The sequence below is a fragment of the Paraburkholderia ferrariae NBRC 106233 genome (assembly GCF_000685035.1).
Taxonomy (GTDB): domain Bacteria; phylum Pseudomonadota; class Gammaproteobacteria; order Burkholderiales; family Burkholderiaceae; genus Paraburkholderia; species Paraburkholderia ferrariae.
This window is the reverse complement of record NZ_BAYB01000008.1, coordinates 119824-142577: the sequence shown is the minus strand read 5'-3', so window position 1 is coordinate 142577 and position 22754 is coordinate 119824. Positions and strand designations below refer to the sequence as shown.

Annotated in this window: 16 protein-coding genes; 13 read left to right on the top strand and 3 right to left on the bottom strand. The window is 66.4% G+C overall.

The window, feature by feature from the left end; translation table 11 throughout:
- Window positions 1–5: 5 nt before the first annotated feature.
- From BFE01S_RS09410 to BFE01S_RS09365, 10 genes are all read left to right on the top strand, one after another.
- The gene (locus BFE01S_RS09410; RefSeq protein ID WP_028225264.1) at window positions 6–1385 is read left to right on the top strand and encodes an undecaprenyl-phosphate glucose phosphotransferase; all 1380 of its coding nucleotides are present in this window, start codon (window positions 6–8) and stop codon (window positions 1383–1385) included.
- Between the two features lie 57 nt (window positions 1386–1442).
- On the top strand, window positions 1443–2879 hold the full coding sequence (locus tag BFE01S_RS09405) for a UDP-glucose dehydrogenase family protein (RefSeq protein ID WP_028225263.1): 1437 nt from the start codon (window positions 1443–1445) through the stop codon (window positions 2877–2879).
- 32 nt (window positions 2880–2911) lie between these two features.
- A complete protein-coding gene (locus BFE01S_RS09400) occupies window positions 2912–3376 on the top strand; it encodes an arsenate reductase/protein-tyrosine-phosphatase family protein (RefSeq protein ID WP_028225262.1) in 465 nt (154 codons plus the stop codon).
- Window positions 3364–4539, top strand: a complete 1176-nt coding sequence (locus BFE01S_RS09395; protein WP_042337397.1) for a polysaccharide biosynthesis/export family protein — start codon at window positions 3364–3366, stop codon at window positions 4537–4539. The genes BFE01S_RS09400 and BFE01S_RS09395 overlap by 13 nt, the downstream gene beginning before the upstream one ends.
- Before the next feature lie 60 nt (window positions 4540–4599).
- Window positions 4600–6828, top strand: coding sequence for a polysaccharide biosynthesis tyrosine autokinase (locus tag BFE01S_RS09390; RefSeq protein ID WP_028225260.1), 2229 nt, complete (start codon window positions 4600–4602; stop codon window positions 6826–6828).
- Window positions 6829–6889: 61 nt separating this feature from the next.
- Window positions 6890–7816 (top strand): glycosyltransferase family 2 protein, encoded by a 927-nt coding sequence (locus BFE01S_RS09385; RefSeq protein ID WP_028225259.1) that lies wholly within the window; start codon window positions 6890–6892, stop codon window positions 7814–7816.
- Window positions 7817–7849: 33 nt separating this feature from the next.
- A complete protein-coding gene (locus tag BFE01S_RS09380; RefSeq protein ID WP_028225258.1) occupies window positions 7850–8998 on the top strand; it encodes a glycosyltransferase in 1149 nt (382 codons plus the stop codon).
- A gap of 2 nt (window positions 8999–9000) precedes the next feature.
- Window positions 9001–10500, top strand: a complete 1500-nt coding sequence (locus BFE01S_RS38060) for a glucose-6-phosphate isomerase (RefSeq protein ID WP_042337396.1) — start codon at window positions 9001–9003, stop codon at window positions 10498–10500.
- Complete coding sequence (locus BFE01S_RS09370) at window positions 10497–11693, top strand: glycosyltransferase family 4 protein (protein WP_028225257.1); 1197 nt, start codon at window positions 10497–10499, stop codon at window positions 11691–11693. Before BFE01S_RS38060 ends, BFE01S_RS09370 begins: the two co-directional genes overlap by 4 nt.
- A gap of 31 nt (window positions 11694–11724) precedes the next feature.
- Window positions 11725–12894 carry a glycosyltransferase family 4 protein gene (locus tag BFE01S_RS09365; RefSeq protein ID WP_028225256.1) on the top strand — a complete coding sequence of 390 codons (1170 nt, stop codon included), beginning with the start codon at window positions 11725–11727 and terminating at the stop codon, window positions 12892–12894.
- Between the two features lie 62 nt (window positions 12895–12956).
- Here BFE01S_RS09365 and BFE01S_RS09360 read toward each other — a convergent pair whose 3' ends face one another.
- The 3 genes from BFE01S_RS09360 to BFE01S_RS09350 form a co-directional block, all read right to left on the bottom strand.
- On the bottom strand, window positions 12957–13889 hold the full coding sequence (locus tag BFE01S_RS09360) for an NAD-dependent epimerase/dehydratase family protein (RefSeq protein ID WP_028225255.1): 933 nt from the start codon (window positions 13887–13889) through the stop codon (window positions 12957–12959).
- The gene (gene gmd, locus BFE01S_RS09355; RefSeq protein WP_028225254.1) at window positions 13876–14919 is read right to left on the bottom strand and encodes a GDP-mannose 4,6-dehydratase; all 1044 of its coding nucleotides are present in this window, start codon (window positions 14917–14919) and stop codon (window positions 13876–13878) included. Before gmd ends, BFE01S_RS09360 begins: the two co-directional genes overlap by 14 nt.
- Window positions 14920–14992: 73 nt before the next feature.
- Window positions 14993–16075, bottom strand: a complete 1083-nt coding sequence (locus BFE01S_RS09350) for an acyltransferase family protein (RefSeq protein WP_028225253.1) — start codon at window positions 16073–16075, stop codon at window positions 14993–14995.
- Between the two features lie 401 nt (window positions 16076–16476).
- On the opposite strand from BFE01S_RS09350, the gene BFE01S_RS09345 reads away from it, so the two are divergent.
- From BFE01S_RS09345 to BFE01S_RS09335, 3 genes are all read left to right on the top strand, one after another.
- Window positions 16477–18651 carry an NHL repeat-containing protein gene (locus tag BFE01S_RS09345; RefSeq protein WP_407668195.1) on the top strand — a complete coding sequence of 725 codons (2175 nt, stop codon included), beginning with the start codon at window positions 16477–16479 and terminating at the stop codon, window positions 18649–18651.
- Between the two features lie 81 nt (window positions 18652–18732).
- Window positions 18733–20199, top strand: a complete 1467-nt coding sequence (locus BFE01S_RS09340) for a flippase (RefSeq protein WP_028225251.1) — start codon at window positions 18733–18735, stop codon at window positions 20197–20199.
- Window positions 20196–22676 carry a glycosyltransferase family 4 protein gene (locus BFE01S_RS09335; protein ID WP_028225250.1) on the top strand — a complete coding sequence of 827 codons (2481 nt, stop codon included), beginning with the start codon at window positions 20196–20198 and terminating at the stop codon, window positions 22674–22676. Before BFE01S_RS09340 ends, BFE01S_RS09335 begins: the two co-directional genes overlap by 4 nt.
- Window positions 22677–22754: the final 78 nt, after the last annotated feature.

Genomic DNA, 22754 nt, shown 5'->3' with positions numbered 1-22754 from the left:
CGGACATGCTCAGCGTTCTTGCCAGAATTATCGACGTTGCCGCCATTGCTGCCGGCGCCCTGGTCGCAGCCGCCTTGCATCGCGGCCACGTCGCGGCGCTCGGCGACGTGGAGAGCGTGGCGCTTGCGTTCAACTGCCTGCTCGCCATCTGGATGTTTCCCGCGTTCGGCATCTACCAGTCGTGGCGCGGCAAGTCGCTCTACGACCTGTTTGCCCGCGTGAGCGCCGCGTGGCTCGCGGTGGAGGCCACCGGCATCCTGCTCAGCTTCAGCGTGCACCGCGCCGATTCGCTCTCGCGGATCTGGCTCGTCCTGTGGGCGGTGGCGACGGTCGCACTCCTGATCGTTTCGAAGGCGCTCGTGTACATGGTGCTCAAGGGCCTGCGCCGCGAAGGCTACAACCAGCGCGACGTGGCTGTGGCGGGCGGTCATCGCTATGGCCGCTTTCTCATCGAACAGATGAAGAGCCGCCCGGACGCCGGCTTTCGCCCGGCGCTGCTGTTCGACGAAGACAGCGACGCCCAGGGCGAGGCCGAGGTGGACGGCGTGCCGGTGGAGCGCAATCTGCAGGCCATGCTCCAGCAGGTGCGCGAGCGCGGCATTCGCGAACTCTGGCTGGCGCTGCCGATTTCGAAGGAACGCACGATCCACCGCATCGTGACGGAGCTGCGCCACGACTTCGTGAATATCCGCTTCATTCCGGATGTGCGCGCGCTCTCGCTTTTCAATCAGCCCGTGGTGGATCTGCTGGGCGTGCCGGCCATCAATCTTGCGGCTTCGCCCATCACGGACCTGCGCGTGCTGCCCAAGCGCGCCTTCGACTGCCTCTTTGCCGCCTGCGTGCTCGCCGCGCTCGCGCCGCTCTTCGCCGTGATCGCGATTGCCGTGAAGTGCGATTCGCGCGGCCCCGTGATGTTTCGCCAGCGTCGCAAGGGGCTCGACGGCAACGAGTTCGAGATCTACAAGTTTCGTTCGATGAAGGTCCATGCGGAAACGCAGGGGCAAATCACGCAGGCGCGCCGCAACGATCCGCGCGTGACGCGCGTGGGCGCCTTCCTGCGCCGCACGAGCCTCGACGAACTGCCGCAGTTCATCAACGTGCTCAAGGGCGAGATGTCGGTGGTGGGGCCGCGCCCGCACGCGCTCGAACACGACGACATCTACAAGAACCTCGTGCGCGGCTACATGCACCGCTATCGCATCAAGCCGGGCATCACGGGCTGGGCCCAGGTCAACGGCTTTCGCGGCGAGACCGATCGCGTGGAAAAGATGCGCGACCGCGTGCGCTTCGACCTGCATTACATGCAGAACTGGAGCTTCATGCTCGACCTGAAGATCGTCGCCATGACGATGTGGAAGGGCTTTGCAGGACACAACGCCTATTGAGGCGCAGCGCCTCGCGCCGCGCGCGAGGGCAATGGGTAATCACACTTTGAGGTGGTCATGAATCTGACGATCATAGGCAGCGGTTATGTGGGTCTCGTCACGGGCGCGTGCCTGGCCGACATCGGCAACGACGTGTTTTGCCTCGACGTGGACGCACGCAAGATCGATCTGCTCAACGAGGGCATCGTGCCGATTCACGAGCCGGGCCTGCAGGAGATCATCGAACGCAACCGGCGCGCGCGGCGTCTCACGTTTTCCACCGACGTCGCGGCGGCCGTCGCGCACGGCGACATCCTGTTCGTCGCGGTGGGCACGCCGCCCGACGAAGACGGCTCCGCCGACCTGCAATACGTGCTGGCCGCCGCGCGCAACATTGGCCGGCACATGAACGGCTTCAAGGTGATCGTCGATAAATCGACGGTGCCGGTGGGCACCGCGGCGCTCGTGCACGACGCCATTGCGGGCGAATTGCGCCGGCGCGGCGAGACCCACATGTTTTCGGTGGTCTCGAATCCCGAGTTCCTCAAGGAAGGCGCGGCCGTGGAAGACTTCGCACGGCCCGACCGCATCGTGCTGGGCTGCGCCGACGACGTGCCCGGCGAACGCGCGAAGGAGCTGATGAAGCGCCTCTACGCACCGTTCAACCGCAATCACGAGCGCACGCTCTACATGGACGTGCCGTCTGCCGAATTCACGAAGTACGCGGCGAACGCGATGCTCGCCACGCGTATCTCGTTCATGAACGAACTGGCCAACCTCGCGGACCGGGTGGGCGCCGATATCGAGGCCGTGCGCCGCGGCGTGGGCTCGGACCCGCGCATCGGCTACGACTTCCTCTACGCGGGCTGCGGCTACGGCGGCTCGTGTTTCCCGAAGGACGTGAAAGCGCTGATGCGCACGGCCGAAGACTTCGGCGAGCCGCTGCAGATCCTGCGCGCGGTGGAGTCCGTCAACGAAGGGCAGAAGCTCGTGCTCGCGCAGAAGATCGTCACGCGTTTCGGCTCCGACCTCACGGGGCGCACCTTCGGCGTGTGGGGGCTCGCCTTCAAGCCGAACACCGACGACATGCGCGAAGCGCCCAGCCGCACGCTGATTGCCGAACTGCTGGCGCGCGGCGCCCAGGTGCGCGCCTACGATCCGGTGGCGACCGAAGAAGCGCAGCGGGCGCTCGCATTCGACCTCGCCGCCGTGCCCGAGCACCGCGAGCGGCTGACGTTCGTCGCGGACGCGATGGAAGCGGCGAGCGGCGCCGATGCGGTGGTGGTCGTGACGGAGTGGAAGGTGTTCAAGGCGCCCGACTTCGAAATGCTGAAAACGCGCCTGAAAGCGCCGATCGTGTTCGATGGCCGCAATCTTTACGATCCGCCCGCGTTGCACGAACTCGGCATCGAGTATCACGCCGTGGGCCGTGCGAGCGCGGCGCAGTCGGGCCGCGCGCGGGCCGAAGCGGCGGCGCGCGCAGGATCGCCGGCCGCGCCGGTGGCGGCTGTCTGAGCGCGGCCGGCGGCAGGAATGAGGGAGGTGCCATGGTCAACGACGTGCTGATCGTCTGTCATGCCAATGTCTGCCGCTCGCCGGCGGCGGAGCAGCTTTTTCGCGCCGCCGCGCGCGAAGCGGCGGCCAAACACACGCTCGCCCAGGCGGGCGCGATCCACTCGGCGGGGCTGCGCGCACGCGAAGGCGACGACATGGACCCGGTGATGCAGCGCCTGCTCGCCGAGCGCGGCATCGAAGCAGGCCCGCATCGCGCAAGAAGGCTCACGAGCCGCCTCGTGCGCGCCGCGGACCTCGTGCTCGTCACGGAATACCGCCAGGTGAGCGCAGTCGAGCGCATGGTGCCGACCGCGCGCGGCAAGGTCTACGCGCTCGGCAACTGGGAGAACTCGGACGTGGTGGATCCGCACGGCCTGCACGAGGGTGCGTATCTGGAGAGTCTCGAACTGATGGATCGAATGGTGAAGGGATGGTTGAGCCGAATATGCCAAGGATGAAACTCGCTTGTGTACTGGCGCTGTGCGCCTTCGTGTCGGCTTGCGCGACGGCGCCCGGCAATTATCTCGACACGTCGGGCCTGCAGGAGCAGCCGTCCACCCAGGCGCAGCAGCAGTACGCGGTGCGCGTGATCGACGCGCAGCTCATCATGCAGCAGGCGCAGGCCGCCGCGGCCGCGCCGCAGCAGCCCCTGCCGCCTTCGCGTTACGCGAGCCCGGCCGACTACGTCTACCACGTCGCGCCGCAGGACATTCTGGGCGTGACGGTGTACGACCACCCCGAACTCTCGACGCCGCAGGGCTCGACCTTCTCGACGGGCGGCAACACCACGCAGACGCTCGGCCAGACGCTCGCGCAGCCCTACACCAGCGCGCTGCCGGGCGAGGCCGACCCCTATGGGCAGACCGTTGCCTCGGACGGCACGATCTACTTCCCGTTCGTGGGCCGCTTGATGGCGGCGGGCAAGACGCCCGGCCAGGTGCGCGACCAGATCGCCGCGCGACTCGGCCCCTACGTGAAGAATCCGCAGGTGGACGTGCGCGTGCTCGCCTACCGCAGCCAGAAGGTGCAGGTGGCGGGCGACGTGAAGACGCCGGGGCCGCTCGCAATGAGCGACGTGCCGCTCACGTTGACGGACGCGATCACGCGTTCGGGCGGCGCGACCGACAACGCCGACATCAACCGCGTGCGTCTCACGCGCGACCACAAGCTTTATGTGCTCGACGCGAACCGCATGCTCCAGCAGGGCGACACGAGCCAGGACGTGATGCTGCAGAACGGCGACACGGTCTATGTGCCGGATCGTTCGGATAGCAGAGTATTCGTGATGGGCGAAGTGAAGACGCCGACTCAGGCGGGCCTGATTCGCGGCAACTTCACGATTGCCGATGCGCTCACCGCGGCGGGCGGCATTCTCGACACCGATGCGAATCCGCGCCAGGTGTTCGTGATGCGCGGCATGAAGAACAACCCCACGCATCCGGAGATCTACCGTCTCGACATGACGAAGCCGGACGCGATCATGCTGTCGTCGCACTTCGACCTGCAGCCGATGGATGTCGTGTATGTCGGCACCGCGGCGTCCACCACCTTTAACCGCCTGTTGCAGCAGGTTCTGCCCACCATCCAGTCCGTTTTCTACCTGAAGGAGATCGTGCAATGACGCGCGTGGCAATCCGGATTCAGGTTGAACCGACGCAACACGAGACATGGGGATCGTAACGTGAGCACGCAATTCACCCAGCAGGCGGCCCCCGCGGTCCGCACCGAAGAAGAGGACGTGGTCCTCGGCCAGTTGTTGCGCGTCATTCTGGACGACATCGGCTGGCTCATTGCCATCGCGGCGGCCGTGGTCGCCATTGCGGTGTTCTACTGCTACGTGGCCAAGCCGGTCTATTCGGCCGACACCCAGGTGCGCGTGGAGCCCTCCGACTACACGTCGCAGGCGCTCACGCAAACGCAGACGGGCGCCTCCGTCGACAGCGGCTCCTCCACCTCGCTGCCCACCGACGCCGAGATGGAGATGATCAAGAGCCGCAGCGTGATCGAGCCGGTGGTCAAGCAGTTCAAGCTCGACTTCTCGGTCGTGCCGGCGACGATTCCGGTGCTGGGCAGCCTCGCCAGCCGTCTCGCCACACCGGGCGAACCCGCGAAGCCGTGGCTCGGCCTCTCCTCGTTCGCCTGGGGCGGCGAAGTGGCCGACGTGGAGTCGGTGGAGGTGCCGCCTTCGCTCGAAGGCCAGAAGCTCACGCTTACCGCGCTCTCCAACGGGCGTTACGCGCTCGCGGCCCCGAACGGCGAACGCCTGCTGGAGGGCGTGGCGGGCGAGCCCGCACAGGGCGGCGGCGTGTCGATGCTCGTGAACAAGCTGGCGGCGCGGCCCGGCACGCGCTTCATGGTGGTCCGCATGAACGATCTGGATGCCGTCACGGCGTTCCAGAATGCGATCACGGTGCAGGAGCAGGGCAAGCAGACGGGCGTGATCGACATTTCGCTCGAAGACACCGACGCGCAGCGCGCCGCCGACATCGCCAATGCGCTTGCGCAGTCCTACTTGCACCAGCACGTGGAAACCAAGCAGGAGGACGCGGGCAAGATGCTCGACTTCCTGAAGAGCGAGCAGCCGCGCCTGAAGGCTGACCTCGAAAACGCCGAGGCGGCGCTCACGGCGTATCAAAGCAAGTCCGGCTCGATCGACGCCAGCGACGAAGCGAAGATCTATCTGGAAGGCAGCGTGCAGTACGAGCAGCAGATTTCGGCGATGAGGCTGCAGATCGCCTCGCTCGAACAGCGCTTCGGCGACCAGCATCCCGTGCTCATCGCCGCGCGCCAGCAGCTCGCGCAACTCGAAGGCGAGCAGCAGAAGTACGACACGCGCTTTCGCGATCTGCCGGCTACCGAAGTGAAGGCCGTGCAGTTGCAGCGCGACGCCAAGGTGGCGGAAGACATCTACGTGCTGCTGCTCAACCGCATTCAGGAGCTTTCGGTGCAGCGCGTGGGCACGGGCGGCAACGTGCACATCGTCGATGCGGCGATGCGTCCGGGCAAGCCCTCGAAGCCGAAAAAGCTGCTCATCGTCTCGGCAGCGACGCTGCTCGGCCTGATTCTCGGCACCGGCTTCGTGCTGATGCGCCGCAATCTCTTCAAGGGCATCGTGGATGCCGACCAGATCGAGCGCGCCTTCCATCTGCCCGTGTACGGCATCGTGCCGCTCTCGGCGGAACAGACGGCGCTGGAGAAACGCGGCCCCGTGCGCGGCGGCACGCGCCTGCGCGAGGTGCTCTCCAATGCCTGCCCGAAAGACCTCACGGTGGAGAGCCTGCGCAGCTTGCGCACCTCGCTGCAGTTCAGCCTGATGGACGCGCGCAACCGCGTGGTCATGCTCACGGGCTCGGTGCCGGGCGTGGGCAAGAGCTTCCTCACGGCCAATCTTGCCGTGCTGCTCGCGCACTCCGGCAAGCGCGTGCTGATGATCGACGGCGACTTGCGGCGCGGCGCGCTCGAACGCTACCTGGGCGGCCCGCAGGAAAACGGTTTCTCGGAACTGCTTTCCGGCCAGATCTCGCTCGACGAAGCCATCCGCGCGACCGAGGTGGACAACCTGCACTTCATTTCGTGCGGGCGCCGGCCACCCAATCCTTCCGAATTGCTGATGTCGCCGCGACTCGATCAGTACCTCGAAGGACTGTCGAAGCGCTACGACGCACTCCTGATCGACACGCCCCCGGTGCTGGCCGTGACGGATGCAGCCATCATCGGCGGCCACGCGGGATCGACCTTCCTCGTGCTGCGCTCGGGCGTGCATTCGGAAGGCGAGATTGCCGATACGCTCAAGCGCCTGCGCACGGCGGGCGTGCGCGTGCAAGGCGGCATTTTCAATGCCGTGCCGCAGCGTGCGCGCGGCCACTACGGTTACGGCTATGCGGGCGTGCAGGAATACCTGAGCGCCTGATGCCTGCACGGAACCATCCGTTTCTGAAGAACCGGCCGAAGAACTACGGGGAGAACCTGCAATGAGAGTGACCGTGCTCGTACCCACCTACCGGCGTCCCGACGATCTGGCGCGCTGCCTTTCCGCGCTGCTGCGCCAGGCACGCGCGCCCGGGCAGATCGTCGTGGTGGCCCGCGCCGACGACGCAGCGACCCACGCATGCCTTGCCGACCATGTCACGCCGCGCGTGCTGAACGTGGAGGTGGCGATTGTCGAAGAGCCGGGGCAGGTGGCTGCGCTCAACCGCGGGCTCGAAGCCGCGACGGGCGACGTGGTGGCCATTACCGACGACGACGCCGCGCCGCGCGCGGACTGGGTCGAGCGCATTGCCGCCGCCTTCGAGGCCGACGCGCGCCTCGGCGCCCTGGGCGGGCGCGACTGGGTGCACGAAGAAGGCCGCGTACTGGACGGCGAGCGCGAACTGGTGGGCAAGCTCCAGCGCTCGGGCCGCATTGTCGGCAATCATCATCTGGGTGTGGGTACGGCGCGCGAAGTCGATCTGCTCAAGGGCGCCAACATGAGCTACCGGCGCGAGGCGATTGCCGGGCTGCGTTTCGACCGGCGCCTGCGCGGTACGGGCGCGCAGACCCATAACGACATGGCGTTCAGCCTGAGCGTGAAGCGCGCCGGCTGGAAACTCGTGTACGACCCGCGCGTGGCGGTGGATCACTATCCGGCACCGCGCCCCGGCGAGGACCCGCGCAATGCGCAGACGCTCGCCTCCATGCGCAACGCGGCGTTCAACCTGCACCTGATCCTGCGCGGCCACCTGCCGCCGCTGCACCGCGAAACCGCGTGGTGGTGGTATGCGCTCGTCGGCACGCGCGTTTATCCGGGTTTGCTGCTGGCGGCACTGAGCGCGGCGCGCGGCACACCCCCGGGCGCAGCGCTGGCCCGCTGGCGCGCGGTGCGCGGCGGCGCACGCGAAGCACGCCGCGCGCTCGCGTAAGCGGCGGCCGACGAATTTTACGGAGGACACCGAATGAGCAGCACGCAAGTCCACGTCCATCTCTTTTACGGGGCGGATCCGCGCCGTTATCGCAAAGGCGAGAATATCGGCTGTCTGTACGGCTATCATCACGCCGAGTCGGACGAGTTCGCGCTCGACTATTCCGAGGACGCGGCCGAACGCGCGCCCGCTCGCTTCCTGCGCCGCGCCCTGAAGGCCGTGCTTGGTTTCGACTTCATCCATACCTGGCGCAACCGCCGCGCGCTTCTGCGCTCGGACGTGATCTGGACGCATACGGAGCAGGAGCATCTGGCCGTGGCGCTGTTGCTGCTCCTGCACGCGCAGAAGGGCGGCGACCGGCCGCTCCTGCTCGCGCAAAGCGTGTGGCTGCTCGACCGCTGGGCGGGCTACGGCGCGCTGCGCCGCGCGCTGTACCGGCGACTGCTGACGCGTGCCGACCTGCTCACCACGCTCGCAAGCGAGAATGCCGCACTGTGCAGCCGCTATTTCGGACGCACGGCGCGCACGGTCCTCTACGGCCTCAACACGAACGACTTCCCGCTGTGCCCGCCCACGCAGTGGCGGCCGCATGAACCCGTGCGGGTGGCTGCGATCGGCAACGACCGCGACCGCGACTGGGCGACGCTCGTGGCCGCGCTCGGCCACGACGCGCGCTACGAGGTGCGGATCGCCACGCGCCGGCGCATGCCGTCTTCGGCGCGCGCGCCGAACGTGGAGGTGGTGCGCGTTTCGGGGCTCCAGCAGCAGCGCGCGCTTTACGAGTGGGCCGACCTGATCGTCGTGCCGCTGCGGCCCAACACGCACGCGTCCGGTATCACCGTGATGCTGGAAGCCGCGGCGCTCGGCAAGCCCATGATCGCGACGAAGGTGGGTGCGCTCGACGATTACTTCGACGAACGGGCCGTTTCGTGGGTCGCACCGTTCGATCCGCAGCAGTTGCGCGACGCGGTGAACGCACTGGCTTCGCAGCCGGCCCGCGCGCTCGAACAGGCCCGCGAAGCCTGCGGTCAACTGCGCGAGCGCGAACTCACGACGCAGCATTACGCACAGCAGCACGTGCAGTTGACGCGCGAGATGCTGCTGGAGCGCGAAGCGCGCCATGCGCGCGCCGCGTCGGCAGGCGGGGCGCTCCCGGCGCGCCAACTGCCGCGAGGGATGTGACGATGAGCACGCCTGGCGCCGTTTCCGGCGCACTGCCACCGGCCGCGTCCGGCGCGCCCGCGCAAGGCACCCGCGCCTCGGGCCTGCGCCGCGCGCTGGGCCGCGATACGCTGCCGCCTCTCGCGCTGTGGCTGATTACGGCGCTGCTCATCGGGGCGCACCAGGGCACCGTGCTCACGCTCGCGTTCCCGGTGCTTTCGGTGGCGGTCGGCCTGTGGCTCTATTTCGTGAATCCGGTGCGCTACATCGGCTTCATGTGGTGGCTATGGTTTCTGAGCCCCGAAGTGCGCCGTCTTGCCGACTACGGCAAGGGCGCGTTCACGCCCACGAGCCTGATTCAGGTGGCGCCGCTCGCCGTCACGATGATCAGCGGCATCTCGCTGGTGCGCTTCTACCCGCTGCTCGCGCAACGCCGCGGCCTGCCGCTCCTGCTCGCGCTGCTCGGCATTGCGTACGCCTTCGTGGTGGGCGTCGTGGCGAACGGGCCGGCTGCCGCGGCGTACGACCTGGCGAACTGGGTCTATCCGCTGCTGATCGGCTTTCACATCATGGTGCTCACGCGCCAGTATCCCGAGTGCCGCGACACCATCGTCAACACCTTCATCTACGGCATGCTCGTGATGGGGGCTTACGGTCTTGTGCAGTTCTTCGTGATGCCGCCGTGGGACGCCATGTGGATGATCGGCTCGGACATGAACTCGCAGGGCGATCCCGTGCCGTACGGCGTGCGCGTGTTCAGCACGATGAATTCGTCGGGACCCTTTGCCTTCGCGATGATGGGCGCCATGGTGTTCGTGATGGCGGCGAAGCATCGCGTGCGCTGGGTAGCGGCTGCATTCGGCTTCTTCTCGTTCGCGCTTTCGCTCGTGCGCTCCACCTGGGGCGGCTGGGCCATCGCCATGCTCATCCAGTTGGCGAAGTCCAGTAACCGCGTGCGCATTCGCATTATCGCGAGCGCGTTCGTGCTGGCGGCGGTGTGCGTGCCGCTGCTCACGGTCGGCCCCGTGGCGGACCGCATGCAGCAGCGCCTGAATACGCTCGCCAATCTCAGCGACGACCAGAGCTACGAGGCGCGCAACCAGTTCTACGCCGATTTCGCCAAGACGGCGTTCACCGACGTCACGGGCGAAGGTCTGGGTGCCACGGGGGCTTCCACCAAGCTATCGAGCAACAACGGCCAGCTCGGCAAGTACGGCAGCTTCGATAGCGGCGTGATGAACATTCCGTTCGTGCTCGGCTGGCCCGGCACGCTGCTCTACCTCAGCGGGGTGCTGTGGCTCATCGTGCGTGCGGTGCGGGTGGCGCTGCGCATGCCCGAAGACCGCTACGCCTGCGCGTGCCTGAGCCTCGCGCTCTCGATTTTCGCCATGCTTGTCTTCACCAATTCGCTCGTCGGCACGGGCGGGTTGCTGCTTTTTTCGAGCGTTTTTTCCCTACTCAGCGCGGGTCACTGGCGCAATCTGGCGCGCCGCCAGGCCCGCATCACGGAGGTCCCCGATTGAGAGTCGCAATCGTCACGCATGTCGTGCGCCATAACGACGGCCAGGGGCGCGTCAATCACGAAATCGCGCATGCGGCGCTGGAGGAGGGCTTCGAGGTCACGCTCATCGCCTCCCACGTCGCGCCCGAACTGCTCGCGCATCCGCGTGTGAAGTGGGTGCCGGTGCAACCTTCGCGCGCCTGGCCCACCAACCTGCTGCGCCAGCAGGTGTTCGCGCTCAGAAGCGCGCTGTGGCTGCGCCGCCACCGCCGCGAATACGACGTGCTGCATGTGAACGGTTTCATCACCTGGGCCCACGCGGACGTCAACACCGCCCACTTCGTGCACGGCGGCTGGGCGCGCAGCAAGTACTACCCGTTCGGGCTGACGCGCGGCGTGTGGTCGGCGTACCAGTACGTCTACACGCGCGCGAATGCCGTGCTCGAGCGTTGGGCGTACCGGCGCTCGCGCGTGATCGCCGCCGTTTCCCGCAAGGTAGCGGACGAAATTCGCGCTTCGGGTGGCGATCCGGTGGAGCGTCTGGACGTGATCTACAACGGCGTCGATACGCGCGCCTTCGCCGCGGCCGGCGCCGACCGCGCCAAATTCGGTCTGCCCGCCGATGCATTCCTGCTGCTCTTCGTGGGCGATCTGCGCACGCCGCGCAAGAACCTGGGCACGGTACTGCACGCGCTGCAGTCGTTGCCGGAGCGCGTGCATCTCGCGGTGGCGGGTTATCTGCCGGGCAGCCCTTATCCGGCGCTCGCGCAGTCGCTGGGCATTGCTTCGCGCGTGCATTTTCTCGGGCTCGTGCGAGAAATGCCCAAGCTGATGCGCTCCGTCGATGCCTACGTTTTTCCTTCGCGCTACGAAGCAATGAGCCTCTCGCTGCTGGAAGCGATGGCGGCCGGCTTGCCGGTCGTCACGGCCAGTACGGCGGGCGGTGCGGAGATCATCACGCCGGATTGCGGCATCGTGCTGGACGATCCCGACGACGTGCCGGCGCTGGCCGCCGCCGTGCGGCAACTCGCCGACGATACCCCGCGCCGCCACGCAATGGGCAATGCCGCGGCGGAACTGGCCGGCTCGTTCGGCTGGGCGCGCATGGGGGCGCAATACATTGCGCTTTACCGTCAACTGGCCGGCAACGCGAGCGAGGCAACGGCGGACCATGGCTTTGCAGCCTCTGCCGTGCCCGGTGCAGAAACCCTCTGAGAAAAACTCCAGCAGAACAAGGACACACGCGATGACGACTTCCTCCATTCATTCGTTGCAGATCGGCATGCACTGGTTCCCCGAACGCGCGGGCGGGCTCGACCGCATGTATTACTCGCTCGTGGGCGCGCTGCCCGGTGCCGGCGTGCACGTGCGCGGCGTGGTGGCAGGCTCGCCGAAGGTCGCGCAGGATAGCGGCGGCGCGATTCATGGCTTCGGTTCCGCTTCCCGCGCGCTGCCGCTGCGCCTCATCGCGGCGCGCCACGCGCTGCGCCGCGAGATCGAAAGCCACCGGCCCGACGTGATCTCCTCGCACTTCGCGCTCTACACCTTCCCGGGGCTCGACGTGACGCGCGGCATTCCGCAGGTCTCGCATTTCCAGGGGCCGTGGGCCGACGAAAGCCTGGTCGAAGGCGCGGCGACGCTTAGCCAGCGCATCAAGCACTATCTGGAGCAGTCGGTGTACGAGCGCTCCTCGCGTCTCATCGTGCTTTCACGTGCATTCGGCGACATCCTCACGAAGCGCTATGCGATTTCGCCCGAACGGGTGCGGGTGGTGCCGGGCTGCGTCGATACGGCCCAGTTCGATCCGCCTTGCACACAGTCGGAAGCGCGTTTGAAGCTCCAGTTGCCGCAAGGACGGCCCATCGTGCTGGCCGTGCGCCGGCTCGTGCGGCGCATGGGGCTGGAGGATCTGATCGATGCCATTGCACAGATCCGCTCGCGCCACCCCGATGTGCTGCTGCTGATTGCCGGGCGCGGGCGCCTGGAAGCGGAACTGCAGCAACGCATCGACGACGCGGGTCTGACCGACAACGTGAAGCTGCTCGGCTTCGTGCCCGACGCGCATCTGCCTTCGCTGTATCGCGCAGCGACGCTGAGCGTGGTGCCGACGGTGGCGCTGGAGGGCTTCGGGTTGATTACGGTGGAATCGCTCGCGGCGGGCACGCCGGTGCTGGTGACGCCGGTGGGCGGCCTGCCGGAAGCGGTGGCCGGTCTTTCCCCGGATCTCGTGCTGCCTTCCACGGGTGCGGCGGCGATTGCGGACGGGATCGACGGCGCGCTATCGGGGCGTATCAAGTTGCCCGATGCCGAGGCCTGCCGCGACTACGCACGGAATCACTTCGATAACGCGGTGATCGCGAAGCGCGTGGCCGCGGTATATGCGGAAGCGATTGGCGCGGCGAACGGCGTGCATTGAGGGTGGGGCATCGTGGAGCCGGCGCCCCTCGGCACCGGCTCCGCAGCAAGAGGGGCAGAAGTTCAGAGCGGCCGGCGGCGCGCGTCTTCGTACATCCAGCGCAGCGTATCTTCAAGCCGAACGCGTTCCGTTTCGCCAATTGCGGCAGCAAGTTTCGCATTCGATCCCACGAGCTTGCGCACCTCGTTGGCGCGCACGAAACGCGGATCGACCTCCACGTCGATGACGTAACCGGCGATCTTCGAGAGCGTGTCGAGCACCGAATGCAGCGTCCAGCCCCGGCCGGAACAGACATTGAAGGTCTCGCCGCGCGGCACCGCTTCGACGAGCCGCGCGTAGGCATCCACCACGTCGCGCACGTCGGAGAAGTCGCGGCTCACGTCGAGGTTGCCGAGCGAGATCGAGCGGGCGTCCCGCGCGTAGTGCGAAACGATCTTGGGCAGGAGGAAATCGCCGTCCTGACCCACGCCCGTGTAGTTGAACGGCCGCGCGATCACGATGGGCAGTTTCGGCAGCCAGTGCTTCGCCACGTACTCCATCGCCAGCTTGCTGACCGCATAGTCGTTGGCGGGCTGCGGAGAAACGGTTTCGTCGATCACCCCCTGCGTAGCGTTGCCATAAACGTTCGCACTACTGGCGACAAGAACGGCGCGCGGCGGCTGCGTCATGCGTGCGAGCGCATCGAGCAGATTGCGCGTGCCGACCACGTTCACCACATAGGTGCGGGCGATATCGGCATGCGTCACGTTCGCGACGGCCGCGAGATGCACGACCACCTCGGGCTGCACGGCCTCCACGGCGTCGGCAAGGACGCGTTCGTCGAGCAGGTCGGCGGCAATGGGCGTGGTGTCGGCCGGCACGCGCTCCTGGCTGCGCACCGTGCCCCAGACGCGATAGCCGGCGGCAGCGAGGCGCCCGGCCATATAGCGTCCCGTGAAGCCGCCCATGCCGGTAATCAGCGCGCGGGGCGCGCGGCTGGCGTCAGAACGTGTCATGGGTTTCGTTGCGTGAGAGGTCGGCGGCCACCATCATCTGGCACAACTGTTCCAGCGTGGTCTGCGGCCGCCAGCCCAGTTCGCCGCGCGCCTTGCTCGCGTCGCCGATCAGGAGGTCCACTTCGGCGGGGCGGTAGAAGCGCGGGTTCACGCGTACCAGCGTGCGTCCGTTCGAAATATCGATGCCGGTCTCACGCTCGCCGCGTCCCGACCATTCGAGCTGGTAGCCCGCTGCCGCGAAGGCCATCGTCACGAAATCGCGCACCGTTTCCGTGCGGCCGGTTGCGAGTACGTAGGTGTCGGGGCGGTCGGCCTGAAGCATGCGCCACATGCCTTCCACGTACTCGGAGGCGAAGCCCCAGTCGCGCTTCGCGTCGAGATTGCCGAGCTCCAGCATGGACTGCTTTTCGAGCTTGATCTTGGCTACGGAGTCCGTAATTTTTCGCGTCACGAACTCGCGGCCGCGCAGCGGCGATTCGTGATTGAAGAGAATGCCGCTCGTGGCGAAGATGTCGTAGGACTCGCGATAGTTCACGGTGGACCAGTGCGCGAACAGCTTGGCGATGCCGTAGGGGCTGCGCGGATAGAACGCGGTGTCTTCGCACTGCGGCACGGCGCGCACCTTGCCGAACATTTCGGAGGTGGAGGCCTGGTAGAAGCGGATGCGCGGATTCACCACGCGGATCGCTTCGAGCAGATTGAGTGCGCCGATGCCGGTGACTTCGGCGGTCGTGACGGGCTGGTCGAACGAAACGCCCACGAAGCTTTGCGCCGCGAGGTTGTAGACCTCGTGCGCCTGGGTACGTTCGAGCAGGCGCAGGGTCGAACCCGCGTCGGTGAGATCGTGCTCGACGAGGTCGAGCCCCGGATGGTCGAGGATGCCGAGTTCGCCCATGCGCCAGAAGTTCACCGAACTCGTGCGCCGGTAGGTGCCGGTGACGCGATAGCCTTTGTCGAGCAGCAGACGCGTGAGGTAGGCGCCGTCCTGGCCGGACACGCCGGTAATGATGGCTTTACGTTGTTCGTTCATGGAGTCTGCCTTTGGTGAAATGACGAGAAGTCGAAGGGCCGGATTTCACGGCGGTTTCGGGGGCATTCAGCATTCAGGGCCGCGTGCCGGAGGCGCGGACGGCGGCCAGGGCGTCGTGCGCCGCGGCAGGCTTCGTGCGCGGACCGCGCGTGAGGCGCTTTTCGAACAGGAACCAGCTCGCGCTGGCATACGCCAGCGTGAGGGCGAGCGCGATGGCGGCACTCGCATAGCGCCCATGGCCGAGCGGCCACACCGCATAGAGGAAGGTGAGGTGGATCAGGTAGATCGTGTAGCTGATCGTACCCAGATACACCAGCACCGGATGGCTCAGGACGCGCAGCACGAGGCCTTTGGCTTGCAGCGCGATCACGACGGTCGAGGTGCACAGCACGAGCGAGACGCTATAGAGCAGCGCATTCGAAAGCGGCGTATTGGTGGCCCGAAAGCGTGGATAGTGCAGATGCAGCCACGCGAGCGTGGCGAGCGCCGCGAAGAAGAAAATCACGGCGACGGGCTTGAACGGTTCGAGCGCGTGGCGGTCGCGCCGCACAAGGACGGCAATGAGCGCACCGGCCGCAAGCAGGTCCATGCGGAACGGCGTGAGGTAGTAGATCGGCCAGTAGCTGTCGAACCACGGCGTGGCCACGGCGCGCAGCACAGGCACGAGCACGATCAGCGCCGCGGCGGCGAGGGCCAGCAGGCGTTCGGGCAGCAGCAGCACGACGAAGGGCCAGAAAATATAGAACTGCTCTTCCACCGCGAGCGACCAGAGGATGTTCAGGCTGTCGTGTCCGCTCTGGCCCAGTGCGTCGCCGATATTGGTGGCGAAGAACGCATACCAGGGCCAGTAGTGTGCCCAGCCGAAGCCGAACAGTGCCGAGGAGGCGGCGAGCAGCAGCACATAGGGCGGCAGGATGCGGCGCGCCCGGCGCGCGTAGAAGTAGCTGAAATACGACTGCCCGCGGGCCTTGCGTTCGAGCAGGATGCCGGTAATCAAAAAGCCGCTCAGTACGAAGAACAGATCGACGCCCATCCATAACGGCGCGCGCAGCGCGTGCTGCGCGAACACGGCCATCACGGCGATCGCGCGCAGCCCGTCGAGCTGGACGATGCGGTGGGAAGACGGTGCGGGACTAGCGAGGCTCGTTACGGTCATCGGGTATCCGGTGGATGCAGGCGCAGACAGTCCGGATCATTCTAGGAAGAATTAAATGCGCAAAAATCGGCGAAATATATTCTGAATGTAATGGGAAATAAATAATGCCGGGTAAGGGAATGGTTGTTATGGCGGAGGGTGCAGCAAGAAAGAAGGAAAGAATGACAGGTATGGCATGAAATAAGCATTTATGACCGGCTGTGTCGATGGAGGAGCGACGCGAGATCGATGCGAAAAGAATAACGCCGTATCGAAATGGCAGTGAATTTTTTTGAATTATTTTCGCTTTTTTCGGGGCGATTTTTCTTCGTGGTTGTACGGCATGATCCGGACAGATTGCCGTAAACCCCAACGGAGGAATTGCCTTGCCCGCATCGAGTCCCGGTCGCATCAAGAGGCCGTTGGCGCTAGCCGCGCTGTGCGCGTTCGTCTGCACGTCGTCGGTTCAGACCGTCGCCGCGCCGCAACTGAACGTGACCACCTCGTGGATCGGCAATACCTATGGCTATGGCCAGGGCACGTGGACGCAGATCAATATCACCGCCATCGCGGTAACGCCCGACGGCAAAGTCTATACAGATGCGCCGTGGGACGAGAGCGGCGGCGAGATCAGCGCGTATCGGGACGGCAAGGTGCTGGGCTTCGCAGGCGGCACGCACGGGTGGGGCGGCAAGGGCGGCAACGCGGTCGCGGTGAACCATCGCTATCTGTATGCCGCCGTGGGCGTGGGCAACGAAAAGGGCAAGCTGGTCGGCAACGGCATCTGGCCGCCGAAGGGCCATCAATGGATCGGCGTCACGCGGCGCCCCATCGACGAACCCAAACGCGCCGCAGCGTTCGCGGCTTCGCCCGATCCGCTCAATCCGCATGCGCAGCTTGCCGGTGCATTCCTGCGCATCGACGATGTGACGGGCGACACGCCTGCGGACATCGGCGGACTTGCCGCCACGGATTCGACGCTCTATGTGAGCAACACGGCGATGAACCGCATCGAGGCGTACGACGCCAACACGATGCAGCGCGAGGCACAGTGGGATGTCCACGAGCCGGGGCGCATTGCGATTGCCGGCGACGGGTCGCTGTGGGTGCTCACCGGCACGCTGACCGATCGCGCGCCGCGCGTCTCGCACTTTACGGCGCAGGGCAAGCCGATTGCGCAGGATGCACTCGCGCTGCCGGCCGATTCGGTGGCTGTCGATCTTGCTTTCGATCCCGCACAGCGCCTGCTCATAGCCGATAACGGGCCGCGTCAGCAAATTCTCATCTACACGCGCAACGGCGGTGCGTATGCACAGAGCGGCACCCTGGGCGAGCGCGGCGGAATCTTTTCCGGCATTGCAGGCCGGCCCGGGCCGGGGCGTTTCAACGGACTGACCGGCGTGGCAACGGACGCGCGCGGCAACATCTACGTCTCGACCAACGGGATCGGCCCGCGTCACGACACGATTGGCGCCGGTCTGGGCGCCACGCTCGAGAGCTATACGCCGGAGGGCAAGCGCAACTGGATCGTGGAGGGCCTGCTGTTCGTGGATGGCGCGTGGATGGACCCGCAGCGTCCCAATAGCGTTTATACGGGCAACAAGCGCTTCGAACTCGATCTCTCGAAGCCGCCCGGCCAGGACTGGCATTACGTAGGGTTCCTCTCCAATCGCTTCCGTTATCCGGACGACCCGGTCTTCCATACGGACCAGTGGCCCGGTTTGCCCACAGCGCGCGCGCTGAATGGCCATACGTTCCTGTACCTCACCGACATGTACGCGGATCACCTGAAAATCTATCGCTTCGATCCGCAGCACGACGGCGAGGTGGCCATTCCCTCGGGCTTCATCGCGGGGCGCGAGCGGCCGGTGCTGCACGTGCCGAACGCGCCGCCCGGCGGCGACTGGATCTGGCGCGACAGCAACGGCAACGGGGCTTTCGATGCCGCCGAATTTACGCGCAATCCCGGGCCGGACCGGTTGGGCGGCGGCTGGGGCTGGTGGATCGACACGCGCGGCGACATCTGGCGCGCCCGCGACGACAAGGGCATCTGGCGTTTTCGCTTCGGCGGCCTCGATGCGAAGGGCAACCCCATCTACGGCTACGACAAGCTCGACAAGTATGCGGTGCCGGCGCCGTTCACCGAAGTGCACCGCGCGATCTACGAGCCCGAAACCGACTCGCTCTACGTGACCGGCTACACGGCCGATGCGCCGCACGACCCCGGCTTCTGGAAAGAGGCGGGCCGCGTGCTCGTGCGCTACGACCACTGGTCGAGCGGGCACCCCGATCAGCGCTATGTGCTGCGCCTGCCGTGGGACCCCACGGCGAAGCCGCCCGTCACGCCGGCGGGCCTCACGGTCGAAGGGCGCTACGTGTTCGTGGTGGAGCCCGCGGGCAACGTGCATGTGTACGACAAGGAGAGCGCGAAGGAGATCGGCACCTTCGGGCCGGGCCCGGAAGTGGGCCACGCCTCGGGGTGGGTCGATGTGCCGTTCGGCATCAGCGCGCACCGGCAGCCCGATGGCGAGTACCTGATCTTCGTGGAGGAGGACGCTCGCGGCAAGGTGCTCATGTATCGCTGGAAGCCGGCCTGATGGCGGCCGTTAAGGGAACGACTACGGGAACAACCACGGGAACGACTACGGGAACCGGCACGGAGTCGCCACGGAAACACCATGGATAAACGCATACTGCGCAACGTCGCGATCAATCTGTTTGGCCTCGTGCTGCCGACCTTCGTGTCGCTCGTCACGGTGCCTTCGTATATCCGTCTGCTCGGCGTCGAACGCTATGGCGTGATCGCGCTCGTCTGGACGCTGATCGGCTACTTCAGCGTGCTCGATCTGGGCATGAGCATGGCCGCGCAGAATCACATTTCGAAGGCGCATGCTTCGGGCGATGCCGAGGCCTGCGAGCGCGTGTTCTGGAGCGCCTTCTGGCTCAATCTCACCACGGGCGCAATAGGCGGCCTGTTGATCTATTCGGGCGGCGCGCTGTATACCGCCTATTTCACGCACGTTTCGGCGGAACTGCGCCACGAGGTTTATCGCGCGCTGCCGTGGCTCGCGGTGGCGATACCGCTTGCCAATGTCTCCTGGGTGTTTGCGGGCGCCATCAACGGCGCCGAGCGCTTCGGCATCTACAACACCAACCAGACCATCGGCACGTTCCTGTTCCAGTTGCTGCCGCTCGCCGCCGCGTGGGCCATTGCGCCGAATCTGCAGACGGTGCTGGCTGCCGCCGTGTTCGCGCGGTTCGTGGCCGCCGTGCTGCTGGGGCGTTCGGCGCTGCGCGTGCTGTCCATCCGCACGCTGCGCGGGCCGCGTTTCGATACGGCGAAAGCGCTCTTCCATTTCGGCGGCTGGATGCTGATTGCGAGCATCACGGGCATGGTGGCCGATTCGCTCGACCGCATGATGCTGGGCGCGGGTCTGGGTGCACGCTTCGTGACCTACTACACCGTGCCGCAGAACCTGGTGATGCGGCTGAATCTCGTGCCGAACGCGCTCGTGCGCACGCTTTTTCCGCGCCTTTCGGCGCTGCGCCGCGATCATGCGGACGAGATTGCGGCGCAGTCGCTCCAGTTCCTCAATGCGGTGTTCACGCCGGTTGCCATCGGCGCCATCGTCGTGCTCGAACCATTCCTGCACGCGTGGGTGGGACCCGATCTGGCGGCGCATGGCGCGCCGGTGGGCCGCGTACTGATCGTAGCCGTGTGGCTGATCGGCCAGGCGAGCGTCACGCGGGTGCTCATCCAGGCGCAGAACAATCCGGCCGCGACAGCGCGCGTCGGGCTGATCGAATTGCCGCTGTTCGCGGGGCTGCTGTGGCTGGGCATCGCGCGCTACGGCTTGCCGGGTGCCGCGGCTGCCGTGCTCGCGCGTTCGCTGTTCGACTATCTGGTGCTGCTGTACCTCGCGCGCATCCATGCACGCCTGATCCTCGTGGACATGTTTGCACACCTGAGTTTTCTGGCCGCCGCGCTCGCCTGTGCGTGGTGGCTGCCGGGCGCCGCGTTCGCGATTGGCGCGGGTGTCGTGCTGGCACTGGCGAACGCGCTCTGGTCGGTTGCGACCACGCCGGTACTGCGCGGCTATGTCCGTTCCCTCCTGTTTCGCCTGAATCTACGGAAAAGCGCATGAGTCACGAACTGATCGACGAAGCGGCGCGCACCGAACGCGCGGCCGCACCGGCCTTGCGGCGCGAGAAGGTTGCGAGCAAGGCCATCAAGAAACGCGACGAGTCAGGGGCCGCTATCCTGCCACGAGCCGCGAGGGCGGCACGCGCGCCACGCGTGGCGATCGTGCACGACTGGCTCGTCACCTACGCCGGTGCCGAGCGGGTGCTGGAGCAGATCATCGCGTGTTTTCCCGAGGCCGACCTCTTCGCCGTGGTGGACTTCGTCGAAGAAAAGGATCGTGCCTTCCTGCGCGGCAAGCGCGTCACCACCTCGTTCATCCAGCGACTGCCGCTTGCGCGCAAGAGGTACCGCACGTGGTTGCCGCTCATGCCGCTCGCCATCGAGCAACTGGACGTTTCGGCCTACGACGTGGTGATCTCCAGCAGCCATGCCGTGGCCAAGGGCGTGCTCACCGGGCCCGACCAGTTTCACCTGAGCTACGTTCACTCGCCCATTCGCTATGCGTGGGACCTGCAGCATCAGTATCTGCAGGAGTCGCAGTTGACGCGCGGCACGAAGTCCGTGCTGGCGCGACTCATTTTGCACTACATCCGCAACTGGGACGTGCGCACGGCCAACTCGGTCGATCAGTTCGTGGCGAACTCGGAATTCATCGCGCGGCGCATTCACAAGGTGTATCAGCGCGACGCCGCCGTGGTGTATCCGCCCGTCGATATCGAAGCCTTTGCCCTCGAAACCCGCAAGGACGACTTCTATCTGACCGCCTCGCGGCTCGTGCCGTACAAGAAGATCGACCTGATCGTCGAAGCGTTCGCGCGCATGCCGGAGCGTAAGCTCGTGGTGATCGGAGATGGACCCGACATGCAGAAGGTGCGCGCGAAGGCCACGCCGAATGTGGAAGTGATGGGCTATCAGCCGTTCGCAGTGCTGCACGACCGCATGCGCCGGGCGAGGGCCTTCGTGTTCGCGGCCGAGGAGGATTTCGGCATTTCCGTGGTCGAGGCTCAGGCGTGCGGCACGCCCGTGATCGCCTATGGCAAGGGCGGTGCGCTCGAAACCGTGCGCGAAGGCGCGCGGCCCACGGGCCTGTTCTTCGAGGAACAAAGCGCGCAAGCGATTATCTCGGCCGTCGAGGCGTTCGAACGCGAACCGGGTTACTTCCGGGCCGAGGATTGCCGCGCGAATGCCGAACGCTTTTCGGCGGCGCGGTTTCGCGAGCAGTTGTTCGCTCGCGTGGCGCAGGCCGTGCCCGAGATCGGGTATCGGGATACGGCGCGGGTGCATGCGGTGCCGGAGGCGCAGAGCGAGGCCGATGCACCGCGCGTGCTCGCCATCGACCAGAGTGGCGTGCTGGGCGGCGCGGAGTTGTCCCTGCTCGAAGTGGTGAAGGGGCTGCGCTCGCGCATCGAAGTCTTGTTGTTCAACGACGGGCCGTTTCGCGAGGCGCTGGCGGCAGCCGGCGCGCGCGTGGACGTGCTCGATTCGGGCGCGCTGCGCAACGTACGCCGCGACGGCGGCGCGGCGCCGCGGCTTGGCGTGATCGCGGGGATTGCCTCGCTCGTGCGCGAGACCCGCCGCCGCGCCCGTACGGCCGACGTGCTTTACGCCAATACGCAGCGCGCCATGGTGATTGGCGTGCTGGCGGGGCGGCTCTCGCGCAAGCCCGTGGTCTGGCATCTGCGCGACATTGTGAGCCCCGAGCATTTCGGCCGCGCACAGCGCATGGTCATCAAGGGCTGCGCGAAGCTGGGCCTCGCCCACGTGATTGCGAACTCGCATGCTTCGGCGAAAGAGTTCGTACAACTGACGAACTTCGACGATCGTCGCATCGACGTCGTGCACAACGGCGTGGACGAGGCGCCGTTTCGCGCGCTGGACGGTATTTCGCAGGCAGCGCTGCGTGCGCAGATCGGCCTGCCGGAAGAGGCGTTTCTCGTGGGCGCGTTCAGCCGTCTCGCGCACTGGAAGGGCCAGCATGTGCTGCTCGAAGCGCTGCGCCGCGATACGCGCCTGCATGCCGTGCTGGTGGGCGCGCCGCTGTTCGGCGAAGACGCTTATGCCGGGGAACTGCGTGCGTTCGTCAAAGCGCACGGGCTGGAGCGCCGCGTCCACTTCCTCGGCTTTCGTCACGATATCGCCGCGTGCATGCGGGCGATGGACGTGATCGCACACACGTCGATCACGCCCGAGCCGTTCGGGCGCGTGGTGGTGGAGGGCATGCTGGCCGAGCGGCCCGTCGTGGCTTCGCGCGACGGCGGCGTGACGGAGATCGTGGAGCACGGCGCGAACGGGCTGCTTTGCACGCCCGGCGATGCGGCGGAACTGGCGGCCACGCTGGTCTCGCTCCACGACGATGCGGCCCTGCGCGAGCGGCTCGCCGTGGCGGGCCTCGCCGCCGCGCGCGAGCGCTTTGGCAAGGCCCTGTATGTGGAGACGGTGGATCGTGTGCTGGGGGAGGTGGTGAAGCGCGGGCGTTGAGCGCGTCTGATGAGTCTGAGAAGAGACTGAGAAGAGTCTGAAAAGCGCCCGTTACGACGGGCGCTTGTCGTTCATGCG